Source organism: Brucella haematophila, assembly GCF_005938105.1.
GTDB classification, from domain to species: domain Bacteria; phylum Pseudomonadota; class Alphaproteobacteria; order Rhizobiales; family Rhizobiaceae; genus Brucella; species Brucella haematophila.
The window spans coordinates 62,452-84,398 of the sequence record NZ_VCPE01000020.1 but is presented as its reverse complement, the minus strand read 5'-3'; the positions used below and the strand labels follow the sequence as shown (position 1 = coordinate 84,398).

The window sequence follows — 21,947 nt, the reverse complement described above, 5'->3', positions numbered from 1 at the left end:
AAACTTGACCGTGAATAAAAACCCGAACATTAATTAAAAGGCGGGTCAATTCTCGGTGGAAAAACCGGGTCACTTCTCAGCGGCAATCAACACTCCTCCCATCGCTCGCACGAAGATCTCGGCACCTCTATCTTTGTCAAAAAAGACAGCTTTCGGCGTTGGACTGACACGCATTGCTTGGGCCAGCAAGAATGTCAGAGCGACGGTCTTGCCGGAACCAGTTGGCCCAGTGACCAAAAAATGGCCAATATCGCGACGGTGAAAATTGAACCAGTATGGTGTTTGCGAGGTGGTTTCGAGTATCGTGATCGGCAAGCCCCAATGAAGATTGTCCGATTGCCCGATCGCGAAATTATGCATCGATGACAGGCCGGAGAAATTAGCCGATGACAGCATGGCCTTACGCGCACGATAGCTGTGGTTGCCTGGCAATTGCGCCCAGAAGGACGCTTCAAGATTCATATCCTCCCGCAGCCAGTTGATGTTCATATCTGTCAGGCAGCTACCGAGCTCGGAAACTGCCTTGCTCAAACCGTCAAGGTCGCGAGACAGGCAAAGCAAAGAGAAATGGTGAATGCCAAAAACAGCCTCCTGGTTCATGAGACTGTTCAGAGCAAAGTCGATATCGCTTTCGACCGCGCTACCGGATTCATCCGACGCGGCAATCTGGCGCTGAAGCCGGGTAATACGCTCTTGCGCAATCGGCTTGTCCGAGATTGTGAAGCTTTGCGTCAGTATAAACTCGTGATTTACCTGTAGCAGACCGTCCAGCATTCCCGGACCGGTGTACGGCGGATATTCCTTTATGGAGAGCATTGCGCCAAAGCGATTGTCTTCATCGACAGCAGCTTGTGTTTGCATTGCTCGCTTGCCGAAATGCAGGCGTGATGTTCCGACGTAATTTCGAATCCCCATCCGCGGCAGTCGCATTTTGCGCGGTACACCGCAGGTAAGGATTGTATTGATGAGTTCGCACGGTTCAGAATATGGCTCCCCATCGCGATAGGTGATACCAAGCTCGCGTGCGCCATACTTTTGCAGCTCACGGGTCATATTGGCGACGAGCTCTTCGAGCTCGGTCACTATTTCCCGCGTTTGCTGATCTCGAACCTCAGCCCCGCCGGAACGCGTGAAAGCACGGCTTACCACGTCGCTGAGGCCGAGGGCGCCGCGCATATTGGTTCGCACGATGGAGAGGTAAATTTCGTTGGCGAACATGCGTTTATGGCGCAACTGGCTCATATACCGGCTGTTTAGTTGATCGCAAAACGGGTCATCGAAAGCGCCACCAATTTCGGAATCGACCTGTCGGCGAATTACAGTCGACCAGACAGAAAAACGGCTCGATCCAAGCGCTCGAATGATCGTATTCTGAACATTCGAGCGCATATTGAGTTCGGCTTGATCTTCCGTTTGGAAAAAGAGGCCATCTAGCTTAATGACCGACATTAGAGCGCCGTTTTCCAAGCCAATCACAGTATCGGACAGATGCCGCAGATACGGGATATGTGTTGCCATAGGCCGCTCATTGTGAGCGACCTTGCCAAATCCGAGTTCTTCCCTGACGACTTTCAACATTTGCTATGGTCCGTACGAATTAGTTCCCCAGAAGGACTTGTTGCGTGTGCGGGGCGTTTTGCGCGCGGTGACTTCGAGAACATCGAGGATTTTGTTGTCCCAGGCGCAAAGGGAGAACAGGACCACATAGCTGATCGGGGCCAGCAGCAGCGTCCAGAAGGACTTGCTGACCAGCCATGCTATGATTGTGATCCCGATAACAACGACGACCGCCATATACGGAACACCCCACATGGTAGGAGATCGGGTAAGTCCGATCACCAACGGGGTCAGTTGCGGCTTTACATCCTCGTATTCGGCCATCGCTAGTTTCCGACCGTGCTGATCAGCTCGTCGACGATTGACGGAGCGCCGAAAACCAATCCAATGCCGAGGATGACACCGCCTGCAAGAAACCAAGACAGTCGGCCTGCAAAGGCGAGGAAACCGAGCGCCATGACGGCTATGATTGCAAACAGGCGTCCGATAGGGCCGCTAATGAAATCAACGATAGCTTGGAACACGGTCTGAACCGGCGCGAAGGCACCGCCAACGCCACCTGATTGTGCCATCGCCAAATCTGCCCCGGCAATTTGCGCCGCGGCCAGCAAACCAAGGCAAATAGCCAGCTTTGAAGCGCTGATATGCCAAACCTTATTTTGTTCGTTGATCATCCTTCTCTCCTTTAAAAATGCATCACGCCACCAACGAAGGTGCCGGTTTTCTTGACTGCAATGACCCCGGATTCAGTTTCGCTCGCTATGACCGGCGAGGATCTCCGACCGACGCCAACGGGCTTCTTTTTCGGCGCTGGCATAGCCACGCCGAGTTGGTAATTGACGACCTTGGCCACGTAGCCAACTGTTTCCTTGAAGGGTGGAACGCCGCCATACTCATAGATGCGGCCTTCGCCTGCGTTATAAGCGGCGGCAACAAGCAGCGGGTTTTGGAACTCGTCCAAAAGTACACGTAGGTACCTAACGCCGCCTTCAATATTCGACGCCGGATCGCAGACGTCGCGGACGCCGAAACGCTCAGCGGTTTTCGGCATGAGCTGCATCGGACCGCGAGCGCCCTTGTCTGAATTGCGAGAACGGTCGAATTGGCTTTCCGCCCAAGTGATTGCCGTCGCAAACAGAACGTCAACTTGATGTCGACGAGCAGCCTGTTCGACGAGTGATTTGATTTCGTCAGGCGTTAGGGGGGAGGGGCCGCATTCCGGGACGGATATTGCGGCCTGTTTATCGAGGGATAAATTACCGAAACGGGACGATTCATTCGGATTAGAAATATCCGTATTGGTAATCTCTGATAGAGAGCCAGTGGAAAAATAGGCGCTCTGTATATTGCCAATATGATTACTCGTTTTGGGCTCGTTTCCGCTTTTATCCTCGATGGCGACGACGCCATCGGCGCCCACAACAAATTCTTTGCTTTCGCTTGGCCAGCGGCGATTGAAAACCGTCAAAACAGATGGCGATCCGGATGCATTCTGAGCGGACGACTTGTCGCCATTATCTTGCACAAATGGCGCAATTCCGCCGGTTTCTTCTGCGCAAGCGGCGGCAATCCCGAGCGGAGCGTACAGTGCGGCGCTTAGTAGTAGCGCTTTGATTGATAACTTTTCCATTCTAGCCCTTTAGCGCCTGTCGCAGGCCTCAAAAACGCTGTTGAGGTTGCAGCGAAAACAGATTAAGTTCGCAAGAGTATAATACCGATTTGGCTAAGTGATACATTCTTTTTTACAAATCACAAACCCCTTTTGAGTAAGGTAAGAAAATTATCAATATGGTGAGATCTACAAATTGAAGAGAACCATAGCAATCGCAATGAGCAGTTGTTTGTTGGCGACAGCTGCAATCGCAGCGCCTGCAATCAATAAGGATTACATCAAGTCGATGGCATCGCCGGGGAAGTCCGTGCTTGTCATCGAGTATTATGACGGAGACGGAAAAGTTTCGGCTCGAAAGGGGTTTGCATCGGCTTCCGGCTATAAGGCGACTTCACCGACCGAATTTAGGGTTGATGATAAGACCGTACTTAATCTGTACGGGCTAGAAGCGTGCAAAGGCGAAATGGTGAACCGCAAGGATGATTTTGCTGGTTCTTGCGCTGACTACGCCACGCAGCAGCTTCAGATCATGTTGCAGTCGCCGAAGGTGCTGTTTTGTCGGGCATTTGTAAGTGAAGACCGCGCGCCCAAACAAAATGTGACGTGCTTCGGCTATTACAATTACCCCGGCAGCCTTGACACCGTTGATATGCTCGAAGAGCAACTGCTCTCTCTCGGCGCGCTCCGTATTGCGAAATCGAAAGATGGGAAGCTAGAGCGTCCCGATATGGAGAAGGCGCAGAAAATTGGAGAAGACGGCTTCTATGGAATGTGGGCCGATCCTCGGGTGAAGGGCCAATGAAGCCATCCCTAGTATTGCTATGCATGGTCCTTTTTTCGCCAATGGCTTTTGCAGCACCGGAGGGATATTTTGACTTCCAGCCGGGCGTCACTTTGGAATCTGGCGATACATGGGTCTCAGAAGGTCAGCGCTATCGTCTCTATGGTTTACAGTCATGCCTTCGTGGAACTGCTTTCACTGATACGACCGGAAGAAAGAAGGACTGCGGCGAGGCATCGCTTGCCGTATTCGCCGCTTATGTCAGAGACACCAAACCTGTGTGCGCTCCCGTAGCGCAAACTGCCGATACTTCCTACGTTATTTGCTACGCGACAATCGGCGGAAATCGCCTCGATTTATCGACGGTGTTGATTACGAGCGGCTATGCCTTTGCCGCGCTGAAGGCTGACGGGCTTCCCTACTATCCAGCATACGCAGTGGCCGAACAGGAAGCTCGTGAGAAGCGGGCAGGCCTCTGGCAATTCGAAGACGTTCAGCATCCTGCCATCCTGTTGAGCAAATCGGCAAACGAACGGACGAGGAATGCCCAACAATGAAATATCTGATCGTAGCAATGTCATTTGCCGTCGCATCGACACCAGCATTCGCAGCTGATGCTATTAAACGCGCGCCAGCTGCCAGCGTATCGGTTCAACCTAGCCAGCCGGTACCGCTTCCAATCTTCAAGGGTCGTGTCGCGGTTATTGATGGTCGGACCCTCTGGTTTCCCACTTATGCCCAACGAGTTCGGCTCGCGGACATTGACGCGTGCGAATTGCCTCAATGGGCGCTTGATCCGAAATGGACGAACAGGGACGTCACGAAAGCACCGCCGCCTGTACCCTGTGGCCCCTTTGCAAAAGCTTGGCTCAAAAGAGCGATCGGGGCGTCCGCCGTCTCCTGCGGTGTCGTCGGCTATGATGCTGAAGGCATGGCGCGAGCGAGATGCACATCGCGGGGACGCGACCTAGCTCTCGAAATGCTTCGTGTGGGTTGGGCGAGGGTGGATTCACCCTACCTCAGCCACCCTCAATATATAGGCTATCAGCGTACCGCCATGTCGGCGCGATATGGCATGTGGGCGACCTATGTTCTGGATATGAATGAGTGGCGGCGCAAGGCCGTCGACAAAACGCTCGATCGTCAGCCTATCGCGGATTTCAACCTACTCGTAGAGCGCAAAAGCGAAATCTCTCCCCCGTTTGCCAACGCGCGCAGAAAACCAAGAAGGACAGACCGATAGTTGTCGGAAATCGCTCATATTGCGCTCAATTTCGCGCGCGATCCTATGGCCTGCTTGTTGCTGGCCATCCTGCTATCGTTTTTGCTTATCATCCCGTCGTCGAAAATCTGGTGGGTCCACGGCATAATCGCGGCCCTATTCCTCACCGTATCGCTGTTTTTCCACGAACAACGGCAAATGTCGTTCGATGCGTTCTTGATCGGCGTCTTTGCCTATCCAGCGGTATGCCGCGATATTCCAAATCAGCTCCTGGTCTATCGCATTGGAATCTAATGGTTTTCCGCGTTCACACTTATCGCACTATGCAGCTACGCGGCCGGAGATCTCATCACACGGTCCCCATTTCACGCCCGAGACATGTTGCCTACCGGGTTGGTTTCAACCGCTACAATATGAGGATGACCTGAAATGAAGCAGTTTCTGTTTGCACTCGCTGGCCTTGGCACTATCGCCGTGATGCCATCCGCTGCAATAGCGCAGGACACGGGAGGGACGCCATCTTGGGGCTGCCAGGTCCTGTTGTGCGCAGCATCATCAAATCCCTCGTGGCATGGTGTCCCTTATTGCGTTCCGCCAATGACCAAGTTGATCAAGGCCATGGCAAAACCGGGTTTCTCATGGCCCATTTGCCATGAAGCTAAGTCTGGCAAACCCGGATATCAGCCTTACGAGGATTGCCCATCTGGATTCAAGGAAGCCAGCAATATGAGTGATCGCGGCGCAAAGCTGTCCAACCGCTGCGAAAAGACAATCAACACCTGCACCAACAAGATCAGGGAACAGAACAAAGAGCTTCAGCAGTACAAGGATGTTCAATATAGAGACATTGGCAACTCGGATCGCGGAAATAGTTGTCGAAAGGTCGTCTCCATTGCCCGTCCAATGCGAAAAGACCCTTACTTTTTCGACATTCCCGATTATCAAGGTTTGAAGGGGCGCTATTGGTTCAATTTGAAACTTTAAGGAGCTCTAATGAATCAGAACGCACTTCTCGCACTGGCAGCAAGCGCCGGCATCGCTGTTGGCGCGGGCGGTACTTGGTTTGTAGTCTCCAACGCTTCGAGCAACGCAACAGCCATTGCAAAAGCCGATATCGTTGCAGCGATCAAGGCCGACCCTACACTTTGTCCCGTTCCCGATGAGCCAGCGGCGAGCGCCAAGCTCGATGTGCCAACTCAAGCTGAAGCATTGCTTGCCGTGAGGAAGCTGGAAGAAAAAAATCCGCTATTGTGGGATAGGAGTGAACTTGAAATGCTTTCCGTCTCACTAGCGAATTGTTGGCCTGTTGACGGTGCCAACGGCATGGTCGAGTGCGTTACCAACGTCAAAAAAAATCCGTCAGCGCAAGCTATTGCGAGGACGGTTGGATTTGCCAAGGATCAATCCTCTGGCGAATGGATTGCGACAGACCGCAAATAGAAGAAGCCCGCTGGCGGGCTTCCAAAGCAATCATAATTTCTTATCGACGCTTTTCAAAACTGATGCCATTTCGCCCCGTGCGAGCGTAATCCGCCCGGAGATAAGAGAAGCGGCGAGATAGACCAGTTTTCCGATGGCGTCATCCACATCTTGCGGCTCATAATCTACGATCCGGCGCGGATCTTCCGCTAGCGATGACATATCCAGCAGTCGTTTTGTCGGGCCATTGTCGCCTAGGTCAACGACATTGGTTTCATCCCGCCAATCCAATGTATCTGCAATAGCATCCATAATGGCCTCCGAAATTCATTTTCAGAAGATGGGTGATGCTCGTAAGTGCAATCCTCGAAACTGATGCCTAGTTGATAGCAGCACGATACACGATCATTAGTAGATCAATGCTTCTTACTGCCCGATGCACAGTTTCTCGTCTCCATACACCAATTTTCTGATGAAACAGTCATCCCAAAATCCAAGTGATAAAAATGTTGATTAAGGCATCCCACACGATAGGATAAGAAACACTGCGAAACGAAACGAAATCTGAGCCGCTAAGCTATTGACAAAGAATGGAAAGTTTTTTCTCCCGCCACCGAGGGATGGGAGCGACTTCAAAGAATTGTTCAAGCTCATTGTCGCCGCCGGTGCTGGTCGCCCGCTACGATCCGACGGTCATACGGCAGGTCCATGGACGCCAGAGCTTCTGGCGGAGGCCATAACGCATGTAGATCCTAAGCGGATTGGCGTCGATCTTCGAACGGTTCAGCTCTGGTTTCAGGAGAATGAAAAAGGCATAAGCACGACCAACATCGGGTTGTTGGCAAGAGTTTTAAGTTGTGGTGATACGGTTGCTACAAGCGAATGGAGTATGGAACTCAGCGCTGCACACTCTCGACTTGTCGCTAAAAGACGTGAGCAGAAGAAGACTGAAACAGCCGAACCGTCGGTGCCAGCCCAACTTGAAACCCGCCTTGCAACATCGGACTCCGCAAACGATAACGATGGTAAGCGATGGAATCTGACTAGATGGTCAGAGAAGCTTTTCGGTGAGGGGTCTCCACTGAATCTGTCTGCCTCGGTTTTTGCTGGAATGTCGGCTCTCGGGTTCCTTTCGTACATCATTGGCATTCACAACGTAACATTCACCCGATCAGATGGCGTGATCAAGCAGGTCGGATTCCTTTGGGCGGCGAACTGGACCCTCGTGTTCATGGTGTTTCTTCCGGTCTTCCTGGCCTTCGTTTCCGAACTGGTGCATTCGTGGAAGCAGGAGGAACGTCGTCGGCATTTCGATGGCACACCCGAGTACAGCGACCGGGCATGGCGTGATATTATCGACGCCTCATCGGGTTCGTTTTGGGCGGTCTTCCTAATCTGTTTGCTTTTTGCTGGTGTGTTCCAGTGGATCGGCGTTTGTCTGGTCCCTCTCATAAGTGGAGGAGGAAATTACGCAACCGATTGGGGCACAATCGCGATAGTCCGGCCCGAAATCGTGACGATACCTGTTGCGATCGGTTTTACGGCATTTGCCTATCTTTATATGAGTTTTTCATTTTATCTCTTCTTCGCCGGCCTCATACTGCTTTACTCGGTCATCAATGACCTTCGAAAGTTACGCGAAGGACCAACAGCGCAGACGAACGCAGGTACGGGCTTTAGAAGCGAGACCGCAATCTGGGTTATGCAGGGGGTTTTTCGCTGCACGGTTTTAGGCATTTTGATCGCTACCGTGATGAAGCTACAAAGCTCGTATTTAGCCTCTAACGGCGCGAGCATTGTAGCCTGGGTGATCAACGACCTTTCATCTATCTTGTACGATCAAGCGACGGCGCACAGCCGTATCAGCTATCGAATGCCCACACACTACAGCAGTCTGCTAATCGCAATATCGACCTGTTTTGTTTTCCTTTATGGAGTGACCCGCACTGGAGCAGGAAATCATTTTAAAGTCACCTTGTGGAAAATGACCGCCGTTGTGATGCTTCTATTTGCAAGCTATCTGTCAATCGACACGTTTTCTGGCTTTACAGTCTTGATGTTTGTCGGGCTCCTAATCGCTATTTATGGCTTATTTGATCCGGCCCTTGGGTCCCGGCGCGCGAGTGAGGTGAGTAATCAAAGTGTTTCATAGTTGGCTTGATCAATGGGATGAGAAACGGGCACGACGCGGAGAAGATGCTAAAAAAGTAACAGCCGTCATTCTCGATGCAGAACGTGCGTTTCCGGGCGCCCCAAAGGTTTCCACTATCGATGAATTCTGCCAGCTCGGGGTGCAGGCAGCTGCCACGCCATCGTACTTCAGAGCGCCACTCGGTAGCGATAGAGATTTTGAGCGGGCAGGGGACTACCTCAAATTTCCATCTGAAATTTCGACAGACGTTGAGGAAAACAACCAGGTCTGGGCTAAGATCACGGATAGCGGGTCACGGGACAAGGCACTGGTGATATTTCATCATTGGAACGCACGTTCCCGTAATAGTCAGATCGCACGATATTTCTCGAAAAGAGGCATTACGGTTGTCGAGATCGCAATGCCTTATCATTTTGAACGAAGCCGTCCGGGGTCCGACTACGCTGATTATATGCTTAGCGCAAATCTCGGCCGAACGATCCAATCGCTACGGCAGGCCGTGTGGGATGGACAAAAGCTCATTCGCTGGCTCAAAAGCCAAGGCTATCGAGAAATTTCCGTACTTGGAATGAGCCTCGGTTCATGGGTTGCAGGACTGGTCGCGGCTCATGATACCAATGTTAAGAAAGCTTCGCTGTTTCTCACAGCCGGAAGTCTGGCCGAGATGGTCTGGACCGGGCGCGCAACGCGCGCCATACGCGAGAGCTTTGAGCCCACGATAGACCTTTCTCATCTACACAGGGCTTGGGCACCGCTCGATCTGGGAAATTACGCCTACAGTCTCGCCCGTCCAGATTTGGATATACAGATTGTTTTGGCAAAAAGAGACAAGGTTGTATTGCCAGAATTGTCAATTGCTCTGTTGGAAAGTCTGAATAATGCTGGCGTAAATCCGAATGTTCAGCAATTAAACTGTGGTCACTATTCACTTGCCATTCCGCCGTACATTTTTAGGGCTGGAGCCAATTTGAAGCGATTTGTTGCTTCAACATCGTTGCGAGAGAATGTTCCATAATTAATATTACGCGATTTTTGCTAAGATATTGATTTTCTTATTTTTTTGTTATATAGCCTCTGCCTTCGTTGCCATTCATGCGCCCGGGATTTCCCATCACGGATAACTCCCTTATTGTTTTGCATTTATAATTGCGAAGAATGGCGTCTCCACTGTGCACTCCCACCGCCGACGATGCCATCCCACATCTTGGTTTGGTGCCCACTATGAACCGCTACAACATCGCTGAACGACGTACAATTGCGCGCTAGCGACCCCGCTCCGCTTGAAATTTATCCTGCTACGATGTATATACTCTTGTATATACAAAGGAGACCGATATGCCACAGCTCCGACACTCCGAATCTACACCAGCCCGCGAAGCAAAACTCTTCCGTAACAATAAGAGTCAGGCGGTACGCATTCCAGCTGACTTCGAACTTCCCGGCGACCGGGTGATGATCCATCGCGATGGAGATCGACTTATCATAGAGCCGGTGCGTCGCCAGAACCTGTTGGAAGTGCTTGCCGGGCTGGAACCGCTTGGGCCGGAAGATCAGTTCCCTGATATTGACGATACCCTGCTACCGTTGAAAGAAATCGACCTGTGAGCGCGCTGTACATGCTTGACACCAATGTCGTGTCCGAGCTTGCACGAAACCCCAAGGGCGCTGTCGCCAGACGCATCGCCGAGGTTGGACCAGAAGCAGTTTGCGTCAGTATCATCACGGCAGCGGAGTTACGCTTTGGATGCGCCAAGAAAGGATCGCCGAAGCTGCTGGCGCACATCGAGGCCATTCTTGGAAGTATACAAGTGCTCGCACTTGATACGCCTGCCGACGCCGAATACGGGCGAATCCGAGCCGAATTAGAAGCCGTTGGCAAGCCCATCGGTCCGAATGACCTCCTCATCGCTGCCCATGCTTATGCGCTCGGGATGGCGTTAGTCACGGCCAATACCGGAGAATTCTCACGTATCCGTGCTCTGAGGGTCGAAAACTGGCTACGCGACTGAGCGGTGCTGTTGTTCGTTCAAAGAGAATCTGCCGCTGAAGGGGCAGATCACTAAAAACTGCATTTATGATCGGTAGATTGTCCCTTTGTCTGCTCATGCCTCGGATAAAGACTGGTTTTCCGCTGAGGTCTGCTATGAATGTGGCTGTCGAATCTATACAACAAGCGATGACATGACGACTGATGACGACCGACCCGCTCCACATTCTCAAAACCATTTATGGATATGATGCCTTCCGCGGGCGGCAAGTTGAAATCATATCGCACGCGATAGCAGGCAATAATGCATTCGTCCTGATGCCGACAGGCGGCGGCAAATCGCTATGCTATCAGATTCCCGCCCTTGTGCGGCCGGGCATGGGGTTAGTGATTTCACCGCTTCTGGCGCTGATGGCCGATCAGGTCTCCGCGCTCCGGCAGGCGGGTGTGAAAGCTGCAGCGCTTAATTCCGACCTTGCTGGCGATGACAGACTGGCCTTGTGGCGAGGTATCCATGCCGGGGCGCTTGATCTGCTCTATGTCGCGCCTGAAACACTGCTCAGGCCGGATACGTTGCAACGCCTGAGCGATGTGCCTCTCTCGCTGATCGCTATTGACGAAGCACATTGCCTGTCGCAATGGGGGCATGATTTCAGGCCGTCTTATCGGCAGCTTGATGTGTTGATGGCGCAGTTTCCCAACACGCCACGCATGGCATTGACCGCAACCGCTGACGAGCCGACACGTGCCGAAATCCTGTCGCATCTGCAGATTGATGAGCGCGATGCCTTCATCGCCGGTTTCGACCGTCCCAATATTCGCTATGCGATCATGGAGAAGGACAATCCCCGCACGCAGTTGAAACGTTTTCTACAGGATCACCAAGGCGAAAGCGGCATCGTTTACTGTCTTTCGAAACGGAAGACAGAAGAAACGGCCGAATGGCTGCGCAGCCTGGGCTACGACGCCCTCTCCTATCACGGCGGTATGGAAAAGTCCGCGCGCGAGGCGAACCAGGCACGATTCCAGCACGACGAGGCGGTCATCATGGTGGCGACGATTGCCTTTGGGATGGGCATCGACAAGCCGGATGTTCGCTTCGTCGCCCATATCGATCTGCCGGGGAGCATCGAAGCCTATTATCAGGAGACAGGTCGTGCGGGACGTGACGGACTGCCAGCCGAGGCGATGATGCTCTACGGTTATGACGATATCGTCCTGCGCAGCCGCTTCATCGAGGAATCCGACGCGCCCGATCAGCGCAAGCGGATGGAGCGGCAGAAACTCGACATTCTCCTCGGGTTGGCCGAAACGGCGAACTGTCGCAGACAGGTGCTGCTTTCTTATTTCGGTGATCGATGCGAACCATGCGGCAATTGCGATACCTGCGCTGAACCACCAACCCTCTTCGATGGGACAATAGCCGCGCAGAAAATATTGTCCTGCATTCACAGAACCGGGGAGCGGTTCGGGCAATCCTATATTGTCGATGTCCTTCTTGGCGTCGACGATGAGCGCATCAGCCGCTTTGGCCACGACCGGATTTCGACTTTCGGAATTGGCCGCGAGCATGACAATCACACCTGGCGCGCGATCGTACGGCAGTTGGTCGCACAGCGGCTGATTGATGTCGACTTTGCCGGGCACGGCGGTTTGTCGATCTCGGAGACAGGCAGGCAGTTTTTGCGCGCAAAGCAGGCGCTCATGTTGCGTGTCCCGCGGAAATCGAAGCCATCACGTGGGACTGTTTCGCGTGGAAAATCGGTAACATCCGCCCTTTCGGAGCGTGATGAGGCGCTGTTTCAGGCGCTACGTGAGAAGCGGCTAGAGATCGCGCGCACGCAAAATGTCCCGCCTTACGTCATTTTTCACGATCGGACACTGATCGAACTGGCCACAGCCAGACCAGCCTCCCGCGCCCAAATGGCCGACGTGCCCGGTGTCGGCGATGCAAAACTCGAACGCTATGGCCCGGCCTTTTTGGCCGTCATCAACGCACACGGGTAAATCCGTCGCAGCTTTTGGAATTCAACAATACCGGCCTTAGAGTCTGTCAGCGCTACCCGGGATCGCCAGGTTCCGTCGGGTTTGATTTTGTGTTTCTTAAGATCATTGCTGGATTCTCATCATGGATAAATTCGTGATATCAGTTTTCTCATAACCGATCCCGACCGTTCATTCTTCTCCGGGTCAAATGCCACCGATCTTCTTTCACGGCCGTCTATCGTCAGTCAGACATTCACCCTCGGCTGCGATTTCTATCGCCCGACGCACCGCCTCCTCTGCGGCAAAGGTGGCGATTTCAGCTTCGTGCGCGGAACAAGGACGAATTCCGAAACCCCACACTGTGTACATCTCATTTTGAGCAAGCGTCGTGTTACCTGGATCTACCACTTTTAGTGCGTACTTGGTTGCCGGTGGGGTCATGGGGGCAGCTCCGTAGAAGCTCCCACTACTGACTTCGAGCTGACCGACCTGGCAGCGCACGCCGTCGAATTCTTTGAGCGCCGGCGGCAAGCTACCAGCAAGGACGATCGCATTAATTTTCGAAAAATGACCGTACAGCGAATAGCAGTATTCGGTATCCAGATCGAAAATGCGCAGCCGTGAGATCAACCGATCGACACCTGCATATTGCAAGATACAATAATACGCACACCCGTCACAAACCGGAATGTCCGCTTCATCAAGCACCTGCGCGTTCTCGCCGAATATGTCCCATGGAATTTCTTTAAACATTTCATCATCTCTAACAAGCCAATAGACATATTGTGAGACCAATCAGCCACCGGCGCAAACGGATCATGAACGCCGATGAAAATTTCTAACTGGGCGCTGAACAGTATTATGTGACTGGATAGATACGACCGTTGCGACAAGCACAATTGGCAGGTTTGGGACGTTAAAGTTTGACAAACAGCCAAGAGCGCAAACCCTGAGGCAATCGGCCGACCATCTGGATCGCGCTCGAAGAAGCCTGTCGTCACACCCGCCAGGTCTGCGACGACCGTGCTGAATGGCTGATTCCGGGTTTCACCAGACCTGACGAATTGAAGCCGACAACCCAAATAAGAAAACCGGGAGCACGTATGACGCGTGCTGCCGGTTTCATATTTCGATAGACTATGGGTTCCTAAATGGCCGCTTACGCGAGTGCCATTCTCATTTCGCCAATATATTCTCCACGCTCCCAGAAATGGCCCCATGCGGTGTTTTCGTAGTTGGCCCGGGGAAGTCTGTAGAGCGTCAACCGGACAGGACCTTGCTTTCCAAGTGCGAGCAACCGCTCGCGATAGGTTGGGGCTGCGCGACGAGCGAATTCATTCGCGAAATCGAATTCGTACTCACCATGGATATCAACGCTATCGACAAAACACTGGTTCGTGTCATCAACAATCACCACACATCCATTGAGCGTGGAATAAGCGCGACAGGCTCGCTTGAAATCATGCCAGACCGAGCCTTGTGCTGATTGATTATAGCGTTTTTCAACGGTGGCCTCATCAGCGAGGAACGAAAAATGTCCCTCCTCAAAATCCTTGAGCATACGTGCTGCGATGCCATTGCTGGCTTTGTCGATACCGTAGTCGAGTGGTGAAGTTCCAATCATTGAAAAATCCTTTCTTGAAAATGATTGTCTGTCAGCTTCAAAAAGCGCTGACTTTTATATTAGAGCACAATATCGCAATAATATCAAATGCTTATGCTGTGTCCGCCATTCAAATAGTGCCAAATATGCCCCAAAATGGCTGCATTTCGATCCGATTTAATGCCTGCTTCATGACATAATGTCGCATGTTGGGGCGCGTCAGTGGCATCCGCAATCAAATCGCGGATTTTTAATATCTGGAGAAGCCGAAAGCCCTATTTATCCGGGCAATGCCAGAAATACCCCAGACTAAAACATCGGGCTCGATGGACCTCGGCTTAGATCTGGATGCAAACACGACGTTTGCCCCTGTCCGCCAATCACCATTTTTCCTTCTCGCTCAGCGACCACGACGAAAAGCGGCCTGGAGATCGGAATGCTACCGTATCGTGGGCAAATCGATGGTAGCAGACACGAGAGGCGTTCATGTGATTGGCTTTGGCCCTCCTTTTGCTACAGACTTCCTTGTCGCCCAATACTTGTAAGCTCCTTGTCAGTCAGGATTCTGTACTGTGCAGAGGCGGTTATTCAATAGTCATCACCCAGTCCCACCGAAATCCGTTTCTACCCTGTTCCCACCTGTAACCGTAAGGGTTACAGACAATGCGGCTTCGGCCGATCTGAACGTCAAAGGCATGATGCGTATGACCACATATCCATAAATCCGGAGCCTGTTCGGAATGCAGGATGTCATTGAAAGCCTCTGCGCCACAGGCAAACAGAAAATTTGCCTCTTGCCCCGCATAAGCCGGCGGCGTGCAATCGGGATGCGGCATGTGATGGGTCAATACCACAGTGGAGCCGTCAAATGGTTCTGCCAGCTTTTGTCGGATGTAAGCTGCATCTGAACGATGCAGTTCCAGCATATCCTCCGGCGTGAACCGTTTGCCATCCTGCATGGAGATTGCATGAAAATCATTGAGCATCTGACGCGCCATCCACATTCGCTGCGGCAAATCAGACTTCACGGGGAGTTTCATCAGGAAATCGACCCATAGGCTTGCGCCAATGAAGCGCGTATTGTCGATAACCACCTCATCCGCATCAAGACAATAAAACTGTTGCGGCCATTGCAGAGAAAGCGCCTCGATTGCCTTGATCGTCTGCCTGTCGCTCTCAAGCGAACGGTCCCGGTCGTTCATCATCCACTTGTTCTGATAAAATTCGTGATTCCCGGGGACATAGATAATAGGCTTCTCGTAGCGCCTGATCAGGAATTCCAGCGTCAAATGGAGATCTGGCGCCGCATTGAGATCGCCGGCAATCATGATCAGATCACAATCCGACGCTTGTTCACGTGGTGGATAAACGACTTCCTGCAGTTCATTATGCACATCAGACCAAATCCAGAGTTTCATGCCAATCTATCCCAGCTCTATTATTCGAACAATTTTCATGTCAGATTTTCCATGACAGGTAGTCGCGCCCTTCGGCAGCAGCGCAGAAGGCATCAGACAGCTATGCTGATTGATGATCTGCGGCCTGATCAGTTGGATCTTCCTCAATTGCCGATGTCTTTCTGGCCAAGCCGGTAAAAGCGGCTGAATGTACGGGCGTAGTTTCTGTCGAGATCAAGAAGCCAGAGCTCGGACGTGATGCCATTCGGCACGATGGGGCCGAGCCGGGGATGCTCGAACAATACTCCTTCGAGGCAGGTTGCCCGCCGTGCGCTCAGCTTCCAGCTGGTGATCGCCGGCGAATTTGTCAGTTCGCGCTCATCTGGATAATGACCTTGGAATATCCGCTCGAGATCGGCGACCAGAGATTTCAGCATCCTGATTTCGAGTTCGAGCTGTTCGCGATTGTATTTTCCGTTTTTGATTATGACCGCCATGAAGTGTTCCTGATGAATGAAGAAAATGAAGGATCGTTCGGGCGCGTATCAACGCGCCCCGGAATAGGTGTTTCGTGAAATTCAACGCATCTGATTGTTATTGAGAGCAAAGCTGAATGCGTTCAGCGTGACAGATGCATCCACCCTGACTATCTGGGCAGAAGATTCTCCGCTACCTGATCTATTGCCTTTGCTCCCATCGGTTGGTCTTTAGCTCGCCGTTGAGAATGGCAGATACCCCTGTTCGTCTGCATCGCAGTGAACGTCCGCTCTACGGCATAACGGATAAGTCCGTGACACGTAGATTCACAAGCTTCGCACGACTCATCGGCTGATTGGCCCCTGTCTGCTCAGCGCAACACGTTATCCGGCGTCAAAATCTGAATCTTGGGAGTAGGCATCTGGTCGAGCGCTTCGACCGCCATCTTCGCGATCTCTTCATCAATCAGCCGCGCTTGCTCCTCTTCGGTTTTCGCGAAGGTATCGCCGAGCCAAATGACGAGCTCTTCTCGGAGAGCGTCTTGCACGCCCAACACTTTTTCTGCGACACCCGGTGCACCGATCAGTCGGTCAAGATCAGCCAGTGCCCAGACCCTATCCTGACCTTGGCTTTGGCTAAGCAGTGGGTCGATCAGAGCGAATTCACATTGCTCGACATCTATGCCGTAGTATTGTTGTGCCAGCCGCCCCCACAATGCTGAGGCGGTCGATGTTTCAATGCGCCATTGATCCAGAGCCCCTTTATGGGCGCTGATGCCATAAATCAGACTGAACACACGGAGACATCTGCGTTCCTGTTCATAGAACATCAATTCGAATGTGTAAGGGCCTGTCGGAAATTCCAAGGCGCTCCGGTCTATATCGGTTTCATCTGCGGGGGATTTCGATGCGGTAGTTTCTATGACACTATTAAAAGTATCGCGTGTCAGTGGCATAGAATGAGACGAGCGCAAATCCTTAAAGCCGGTCTTCACCGTGGCTTTCGCCAACGCTTCTTCAATAAGGCCGATGATTTTCTCGCCCTTATTCCATACGGCATAACGGAAGATTTGCTCTGATAAAGCTCGTTTCCGGCTACTTCTGTCATGAGCACGGTCAATCAAATGAAAACATAACGACAGGTGTAGCGCTGCGTTTAATTCGCGCTTGTAGCTTCGCTGCGGGAATTTGTGTTCAATGAGATCAATGTAGCCAATTACGGTTTCTGCAAACATGATTTCTCCATCTCCAAAGCGACTGTTCGTCGCCGGAGTCAAATGGGTGTGAAGGTAGGTCGCCATTGCGAGTGGCCACAGATTTTGAAGACAGCGAAGATCGTAGCGTTGCGCGCGAACGCACACGACCGGACTGACAGAATGGGAAATTGGGAGTTCGTGCCTTAAAGAGCACCGAACGCGTCAGAAGCGGAAATTATCTCCGCTAGGGAGCCGCTATGTCGACATGGAATTCTGATAGTGGATCTTTTAATCCGCCACGAATATCGATAAGAGTTGTCATAAGCTTGGCTCCTGTGTTGGCAGGCTAAGTCAGTCTCCATTCAGGTGTTACCAGCACCGGGATGGAGGCGCCTGATCACTCAGGCAAGGCGACTATTGCAGGATCTGAATTGAGCTGCAAGGATCCGGAACAAAAAAAGATCCCAATCGAGCATTTTTATCTAAGCCCCGGATATCACCGGCTTTTTTGGCTTCACCAAAACAGTGATAAAACGTAGTGGCCATCAGGCTTTTGCGCTGTGATGCATACCTGAGGAAGCCGAAATGTGGAGCTTGAAAGTTATCCACAGGCTGGCCGTAGAACCTGTTTCAGTAGCGGAATATCCTGCACATGTGTCATGAATAGCACTGACGACCCCGAGCAACCGTGTCATTTCCCTGCTTAAGCTTCGACGATATTCCGCTTCAACGCCGACGTCGAACAATCCGATTCATCTGCAAACGACGTTTCATGGAGTAATGGGGGGACGACAGACAAAAAGCACAAACTGCGTTTGTAAAATTGTCAGGTTGAAATCGGCGCAATATGGTTTGGAAAACGATCCTCAATGTTCGGTGTCGTCAAGAACCCCACCGGGCCTCAGATGCATCTTGCGACGGAAATCCCAGCCGCTTTTTGTGTATCTGACAATCAGGTCATCAATGACTTCCAATGAAGCATCTTTATCGAAGCCCTGATCCGCCAGCGCATCAAGAAGCATATCAATCAGCTTCTCCGTCCCGTCCTGATTGCCAGATTTCACCGCTTTGACAATCATAAAATGCAGCAGCACTCGTGCTATGTCGTCACGCGTCGGTTTGCGCTGTATCCTCAAACGATCGCGATAGTCCTTCTGCCGTTCGCGCTGCTTGCGCAAACGTTCCGACTGCTGCCTACTCGACGTCATGGCTTCTCCAGATTACGTGCCAGTAATCAAAGCTTGAGCTCGAAAACCGTCGGCGCAAAGCATTTTTTCACCACCCCGCGTCTGCCCGCAAATGGCGTTCATCCCTGAATCGGAAATCTCGAATCCAGCAACGTTTGTCCAGAACCCCGCAACGCGCTTCTCGAAATTCGAATCGGATTATTGCAAATTATTGCGATTTGAAATGCGTTGCTGGCAAATTGGAACGACATGTCAACACGTTGCGATGCGATACACGCAATATATGATGAATTGCCCGCACTACATATCCATTTTAGAAGCTTTATTTGCCGCTCTATGAAAGTTTATAGCCTCAAACGGCGTTTCCATCTGACACGCAAATCTGGAAAAGTGCCCGTCGACCATACTCTTCTACCTCCCGCGCCCCTGAGCTCCCTCAGATACGGCAGTCCTGCACGTGTTTCTCGGCCTTCAAACGTCGTTTGCCGATGAATCGGATATGTCCTGTTTCGTAACGGTTTTCTGGAAGCCAGCAACCTGAATCCAGAAGCTGGAATCGCAAGATTGCAAATCATCCTGACTTGATACGCTTCGTAGGCTCGCTGAAAACCGGTAGCAGCACATCACGTTGCCACACCGGCAAATCATATCAGCGCATCCCAAGGCATCACGACCCGAAATGCCCTCCCTTTACCGCCAGTCCGGAAATATGAGCGTGGCAAGTGGCGCTTCAGCCTGGTTCGCAGCCCGGGCAGGCATTTCGTCCTGTCGCGTGACCAATGCAATAAATTTCCCACACGCTCACTCACCGCACTGCGATCACATCAGCAACATGAATCAATCAGTGAGGATCGATTCATAAAATGCATTGGACGCCCTCGCCTCGATGTCGGAGTCTGCTGGTATGTCGAACCAGAACTCGTTTCCGATACATTTTCGTAAAATCCAGCCGCACAACAATATGCGGCGTTTCTATACATTATCGGTTCAGCCGAATTTATTCGGTGAATGGTGCGTCATGCGTTCCTGGGGGCGGATCGGCACACTCGGACAATCCGTGCAGCAAACAGTTCTTGACGAAGCATCGGCCACCACTCTTCTTCATCGACTTGTCGCGGTTCGTCACAAACGCGGTTATGAAGAAGTCCCATGACTTCTCATCATAGACGACCATAGATCCTTCGGTCTCAGCTTGCGGAATGCTATGGATATGTGTCCCCAAGCAGTCATTCTTGAACCGTCAGATATCCCCGGCTAGAGGGCGTCAACAGGGCAGCAGGATGCATTTGAACATTGGTTGCTCACTGGTGTGACAATCTGTCCATTTTTGAGCGGCTTTGATCACGATTCTAAGCTATTTTACTGCCGTTCTGGTGCGTTTTTGATGTGCTGGCGCGACGAAAAAACTTACAAACTATTGTTTTTATTGCAATAATATGCTTTACTGATTAAGTCAGCATTGTTTGAAGCTGACAAGCAATCATTTTACCAGAAAGGCATTTTTATGATTGAAAGTACACCAACCACACATGCCCTGAAACCTATGTCTGGCGCGCAGCTACAAGCCGCTCGCCGCGCTGCCGCAGATAGATTCTATCAAATCGGCATGTCATATGTTCCTGAAGATTATACCGTAAAATTCAGGAAAAGCTTAACCGGGGTTGCTCGTGGTCATGTCCGGCAAATTGAGGCCCCACGACCTGTCACACGCAAAAGCCTTTACATCTTTTTACACGAATGCGCCCATGCTCATCTTCACTTCGGCGGAACAAGGTTGCCACGTCACGTAGAGGAATTACAGGCTGAAAAATGGGCGCATAGCAAAATGAGAGAACACGGCATTCCCGTCCCTCGTACTATGACAGAGCGTGCCAAGAAGTATGTTGCCAGGAAGATTGTGCAAGCCGAAAAGCGAGGCGCAAAATCAATCGACCCCGAAGCCCGACGCTTCGCTTCTTCTCGCTGATTTCCACGAAAGCAGGACCAGTCAAAAAGCAGCGGTGTGAGGTGTAAAACACCGTTGCGTTTGCAGTCGTCTTACGTTGAAGATAATGATGATCTTCTCCATGATAGTCACGATTGCGCGTTAGAGCGTCGGGCGATTAATGTGCAACGCAACCTGCAGCCTTGAAATAGTTCCAGCATTCCTGCGGTGAGAATAGTCCGCAGACTTTTCCGACGGCTTTCCAGAGATCGTCGTAGGTCCTTGCCTTCGCCTTGCGCAACAAGGACTTGAGCTTTGAAAAAGCCATCTCAATTGGATTTTTGTCCGGTAAATATTGCGGGAGGAACAGGATCCAAGCGCCCTTTTCAGCGATGGCCGCAGCCGCTCTGGGGCTTTTGTGGACGTTGAGATTGTCCCAGATCACCACATCGCCCGGCGTGAGCGTCGGTGCAAGTTGGGTGCGTACGTAGATGTCGAACTTCTCGCCGTCCATGGTACCATCAACGACGAAGGGCGCGGTGATGGCATCGCATCGCAGACCGGCGATAAAGGTCTGGGTATTCCATTTACCAAATGGTGCATCAGCTTGAAGGCGTTGGCCTTTTCTGCTCCTGCCGCGTATCGGTGTCATGTTGGTCTTGATGGACGTTTCATCGACAAAGACGAGACGACCGGGGTTCTTTTGCATGGCGGGCTGGCGATGCTCACGCCACTCATCACACTCCTTGCGCACGTCGGCGCGTGCGCGTTCGGCTGCCATCAGCGTTTTTTTATAGGTAAAGCCCGCTCGGCAGAGCAGCTTCGACAGGTTCGAGGTGTCGGCCTTTAGTGCGTGATGCTCCTCCAGCCACATCGCCAGGTCAGGCATGGTGATATCCGGCTGCACTTCCACCTTGGCAATGATGACATCCCGGCAAAGACCCAGTTTACCGCTACCACCGGGCCGTCCACGGCGGGAAGGATCGACCGAGCCCGTTCGATCCAGCCGCTGCTTGAGCCGAACCGCTGTGGCGGGGGAAACCTTGAAAGTAGCCGCAGCAGCCCGCCGCGACTGGCCCTCTGATATCGCATCGACAATTCGTTGACGAAGGTCCAAAGAGTAGGCGTGAGACATGGCAAATCCTCCTGCCATGTTGAATCACAAATCTGCAGCCGATGGAATCGGCAGATTCACAAAATCAACCCGACGCTCTAGCTGAGCTTGAATCGAGAAAACCATGCCGTTTGCCCGCGGTCGAATAACCTGACATGGCAGCCCGCACTGAGAATATCTTTCAGATCATGTTTGTGAACACGTGACCCCGGCCAGTTCGATACCGACACGTTTCAACCCATGGACAAGTCCCTACCCCGCAATCTGACCGCAGAAAATTTGCGACAGAACTCCACAGTGTGATGCAGATCATTATGTCATTCGGATACCGTAA

24 protein-coding genes and 1 pseudogene are annotated in these 21,947 nt (G+C 51.9%); 13 read left to right on the top strand and 12 right to left on the bottom strand.

Going from position 1 to position 21,947, the window contains the following annotated elements; all coding sequences use genetic code 11:
• Positions 1 to 93: 93 nt before the first annotated feature.
• From FGI60_RS22875 to FGI60_RS22860, 4 genes and pseudogenes are all read right to left on the bottom strand, one after another.
• Positions 94 to 1,578, bottom strand: a pseudogene (locus FGI60_RS22875) (VirB4 family type IV secretion/conjugal transfer ATPase); the annotation flags it as partial.
• A gap of 3 nt (positions 1,579 to 1,581) precedes the next feature.
• The gene (locus FGI60_RS22870; protein WP_011982849.1) at positions 1,582 to 1,881 is read right to left on the bottom strand and encodes a type IV secretion system protein VirB3; all 300 of its coding nucleotides are present in this window, start codon (positions 1,879 to 1,881) and stop codon (positions 1,582 to 1,584) included.
• A gap of 2 nt (positions 1,882 to 1,883) precedes the next feature.
• On the bottom strand, positions 1,884 to 2,231 hold the full coding sequence (locus FGI60_RS22865) for a TrbC/VirB2 family protein (protein ID WP_011982848.1): 348 nt from the start codon (positions 2,229 to 2,231) through the stop codon (positions 1,884 to 1,886).
• Positions 2,232 to 2,242: 11 nt separating this feature from the next.
• The gene (locus FGI60_RS22860; RefSeq protein WP_138787132.1) at positions 2,243 to 3,187 is read right to left on the bottom strand and encodes a lytic transglycosylase domain-containing protein; all 945 of its coding nucleotides are present in this window, start codon (positions 3,185 to 3,187) and stop codon (positions 2,243 to 2,245) included.
• Positions 3,188 to 3,362: 175 nt separating this feature from the next.
• Between FGI60_RS22860 and FGI60_RS22855 the strand changes: the two genes are divergently transcribed.
• From FGI60_RS22855 to FGI60_RS22830, 6 genes are all read left to right on the top strand, one after another.
• Positions 3,363 to 3,971 carry a hypothetical protein gene (locus FGI60_RS22855; RefSeq protein ID WP_138787131.1) on the top strand — a complete coding sequence of 203 codons (609 nt, stop codon included), beginning with the start codon at positions 3,363 to 3,365 and terminating at the stop codon, positions 3,969 to 3,971.
• Positions 3,968 to 4,507: a thermonuclease family protein gene (locus FGI60_RS22850; protein ID WP_138787130.1), complete on the top strand. Its 540-nt coding sequence runs from the start codon at positions 3,968 to 3,970 to the stop codon at positions 4,505 to 4,507. The genes FGI60_RS22855 and FGI60_RS22850 overlap by 4 nt, the downstream gene beginning before the upstream one ends.
• Positions 4,504 to 5,193, top strand: coding sequence for a thermonuclease family protein (locus FGI60_RS22845; RefSeq protein ID WP_094574640.1), 690 nt, complete (start codon positions 4,504 to 4,506; stop codon positions 5,191 to 5,193). The genes FGI60_RS22850 and FGI60_RS22845 overlap by 4 nt, the downstream gene beginning before the upstream one ends.
• On the top strand, positions 5,194 to 5,466 hold the full coding sequence (locus FGI60_RS22840; RefSeq protein WP_235818717.1) for a hypothetical protein: 273 nt from the start codon (positions 5,194 to 5,196) through the stop codon (positions 5,464 to 5,466). It abuts the gene before it with no gap.
• A gap of 135 nt (positions 5,467 to 5,601) precedes the next feature.
• Positions 5,602 to 6,156: a hypothetical protein gene (locus tag FGI60_RS22835; RefSeq protein WP_094574638.1), complete on the top strand. Its 555-nt coding sequence runs from the start codon at positions 5,602 to 5,604 to the stop codon at positions 6,154 to 6,156.
• A 9-nt stretch (positions 6,157 to 6,165) separates the two neighbouring features.
• Complete coding sequence (locus tag FGI60_RS22830) at positions 6,166 to 6,612, top strand: hypothetical protein (protein WP_094574636.1); 447 nt, start codon at positions 6,166 to 6,168, stop codon at positions 6,610 to 6,612.
• Positions 6,613 to 6,642: 30 nt separating this feature from the next.
• Here the strand turns inward: FGI60_RS22830 and FGI60_RS22825 are convergent, their stop codons facing one another.
• Entirely contained in the window at positions 6,643 to 6,903 is a 261-nt protein-coding gene (locus FGI60_RS22825; protein ID WP_094574634.1) for a hypothetical protein, read from the bottom strand.
• 268 nt (positions 6,904 to 7,171) lie between these two features.
• On the opposite strand from FGI60_RS22825, the gene FGI60_RS22820 reads away from it, so the two are divergent.
• From FGI60_RS22820 to recQ, 5 genes are all read left to right on the top strand, one after another.
• Complete coding sequence (locus FGI60_RS22820; RefSeq protein ID WP_094574632.1) at positions 7,172 to 8,743, top strand: RcgA family putative transporter; 1,572 nt, start codon at positions 7,172 to 7,174, stop codon at positions 8,741 to 8,743.
• A complete protein-coding gene (locus FGI60_RS22815; RefSeq protein ID WP_094574630.1) occupies positions 8,733 to 9,758 on the top strand; it encodes an RcgR family putative quorum lactone hydrolase in 1,026 nt (341 codons plus the stop codon). Before FGI60_RS22820 ends, FGI60_RS22815 begins: the two co-directional genes overlap by 11 nt.
• Positions 9,759 to 10,078: 320 nt before the next feature.
• The gene (locus tag FGI60_RS22810) at positions 10,079 to 10,348 is read left to right on the top strand and encodes an antitoxin (RefSeq protein ID WP_138787129.1); all 270 of its coding nucleotides are present in this window, start codon (positions 10,079 to 10,081) and stop codon (positions 10,346 to 10,348) included.
• Positions 10,345 to 10,752, top strand: coding sequence for a type II toxin-antitoxin system VapC family toxin (locus FGI60_RS22805; RefSeq protein ID WP_138787128.1), 408 nt, complete (start codon positions 10,345 to 10,347; stop codon positions 10,750 to 10,752). The genes FGI60_RS22810 and FGI60_RS22805 overlap by 4 nt, the downstream gene beginning before the upstream one ends.
• Before the next feature lie 182 nt (positions 10,753 to 10,934).
• Positions 10,935 to 12,737: a DNA helicase RecQ gene (gene recQ, locus FGI60_RS22800; protein WP_138787127.1), complete on the top strand. Its 1,803-nt coding sequence runs from the start codon at positions 10,935 to 10,937 to the stop codon at positions 12,735 to 12,737.
• Positions 12,738 to 12,941: 204 nt separating this feature from the next.
• On the opposite strand, the gene FGI60_RS22795 is transcribed toward recQ, so the two are convergent.
• From FGI60_RS22795 to FGI60_RS22770, 6 genes are all read right to left on the bottom strand, one after another.
• Positions 12,942 to 13,469: a hypothetical protein gene (locus FGI60_RS22795; RefSeq protein ID WP_138787126.1), complete on the bottom strand. Its 528-nt coding sequence runs from the start codon at positions 13,467 to 13,469 to the stop codon at positions 12,942 to 12,944.
• A 406-nt stretch (positions 13,470 to 13,875) separates the two neighbouring features.
• Entirely contained in the window at positions 13,876 to 14,340 is a 465-nt protein-coding gene (locus FGI60_RS22790; RefSeq protein WP_138787125.1) for a hypothetical protein, read from the bottom strand.
• A gap of 563 nt (positions 14,341 to 14,903) precedes the next feature.
• Positions 14,904 to 15,737, bottom strand: coding sequence for a metallophosphoesterase (locus FGI60_RS22785; protein ID WP_138787124.1), 834 nt, complete (start codon positions 15,735 to 15,737; stop codon positions 14,904 to 14,906).
• A gap of 143 nt (positions 15,738 to 15,880) precedes the next feature.
• Positions 15,881 to 16,213: a hypothetical protein gene (locus FGI60_RS22780; RefSeq protein WP_138787123.1), complete on the bottom strand. Its 333-nt coding sequence runs from the start codon at positions 16,211 to 16,213 to the stop codon at positions 15,881 to 15,883.
• A 350-nt stretch (positions 16,214 to 16,563) separates the two neighbouring features.
• On the bottom strand, positions 16,564 to 17,427 hold the full coding sequence (locus FGI60_RS22775; RefSeq protein WP_138787122.1) for a hypothetical protein: 864 nt from the start codon (positions 17,425 to 17,427) through the stop codon (positions 16,564 to 16,566).
• Between the two features lie 827 nt (positions 17,428 to 18,254).
• Positions 18,255 to 18,566 (bottom strand): hypothetical protein, encoded by a 312-nt coding sequence (locus FGI60_RS22770; RefSeq protein ID WP_138787121.1) that lies wholly within the window; start codon positions 18,564 to 18,566, stop codon positions 18,255 to 18,257.
• Between the two features lie 913 nt (positions 18,567 to 19,479).
• Between FGI60_RS22770 and FGI60_RS22765 the strand changes: the two genes are divergently transcribed.
• Both FGI60_RS22765 and FGI60_RS22760 read left to right on the top strand, forming a co-directional pair.
• On the top strand, positions 19,480 to 19,728 hold the full coding sequence (locus tag FGI60_RS22765; RefSeq protein ID WP_138787120.1) for a WGR domain-containing protein: 249 nt from the start codon (positions 19,480 to 19,482) through the stop codon (positions 19,726 to 19,728).
• 306 nt (positions 19,729 to 20,034) lie between these two features.
• A complete protein-coding gene (locus FGI60_RS22760; RefSeq protein WP_138787119.1) occupies positions 20,035 to 20,541 on the top strand; it encodes a hypothetical protein in 507 nt (168 codons plus the stop codon).
• A gap of 136 nt (positions 20,542 to 20,677) precedes the next feature.
• Here the strand turns inward: FGI60_RS22760 and FGI60_RS22755 are convergent, their stop codons facing one another.
• Positions 20,678 to 21,634: an IS630 family transposase gene (locus FGI60_RS22755; protein ID WP_138787118.1), complete on the bottom strand. Its 957-nt coding sequence runs from the start codon at positions 21,632 to 21,634 to the stop codon at positions 20,678 to 20,680.
• Between the last annotated feature and the right edge of the window lie 313 nt (positions 21,635 to 21,947).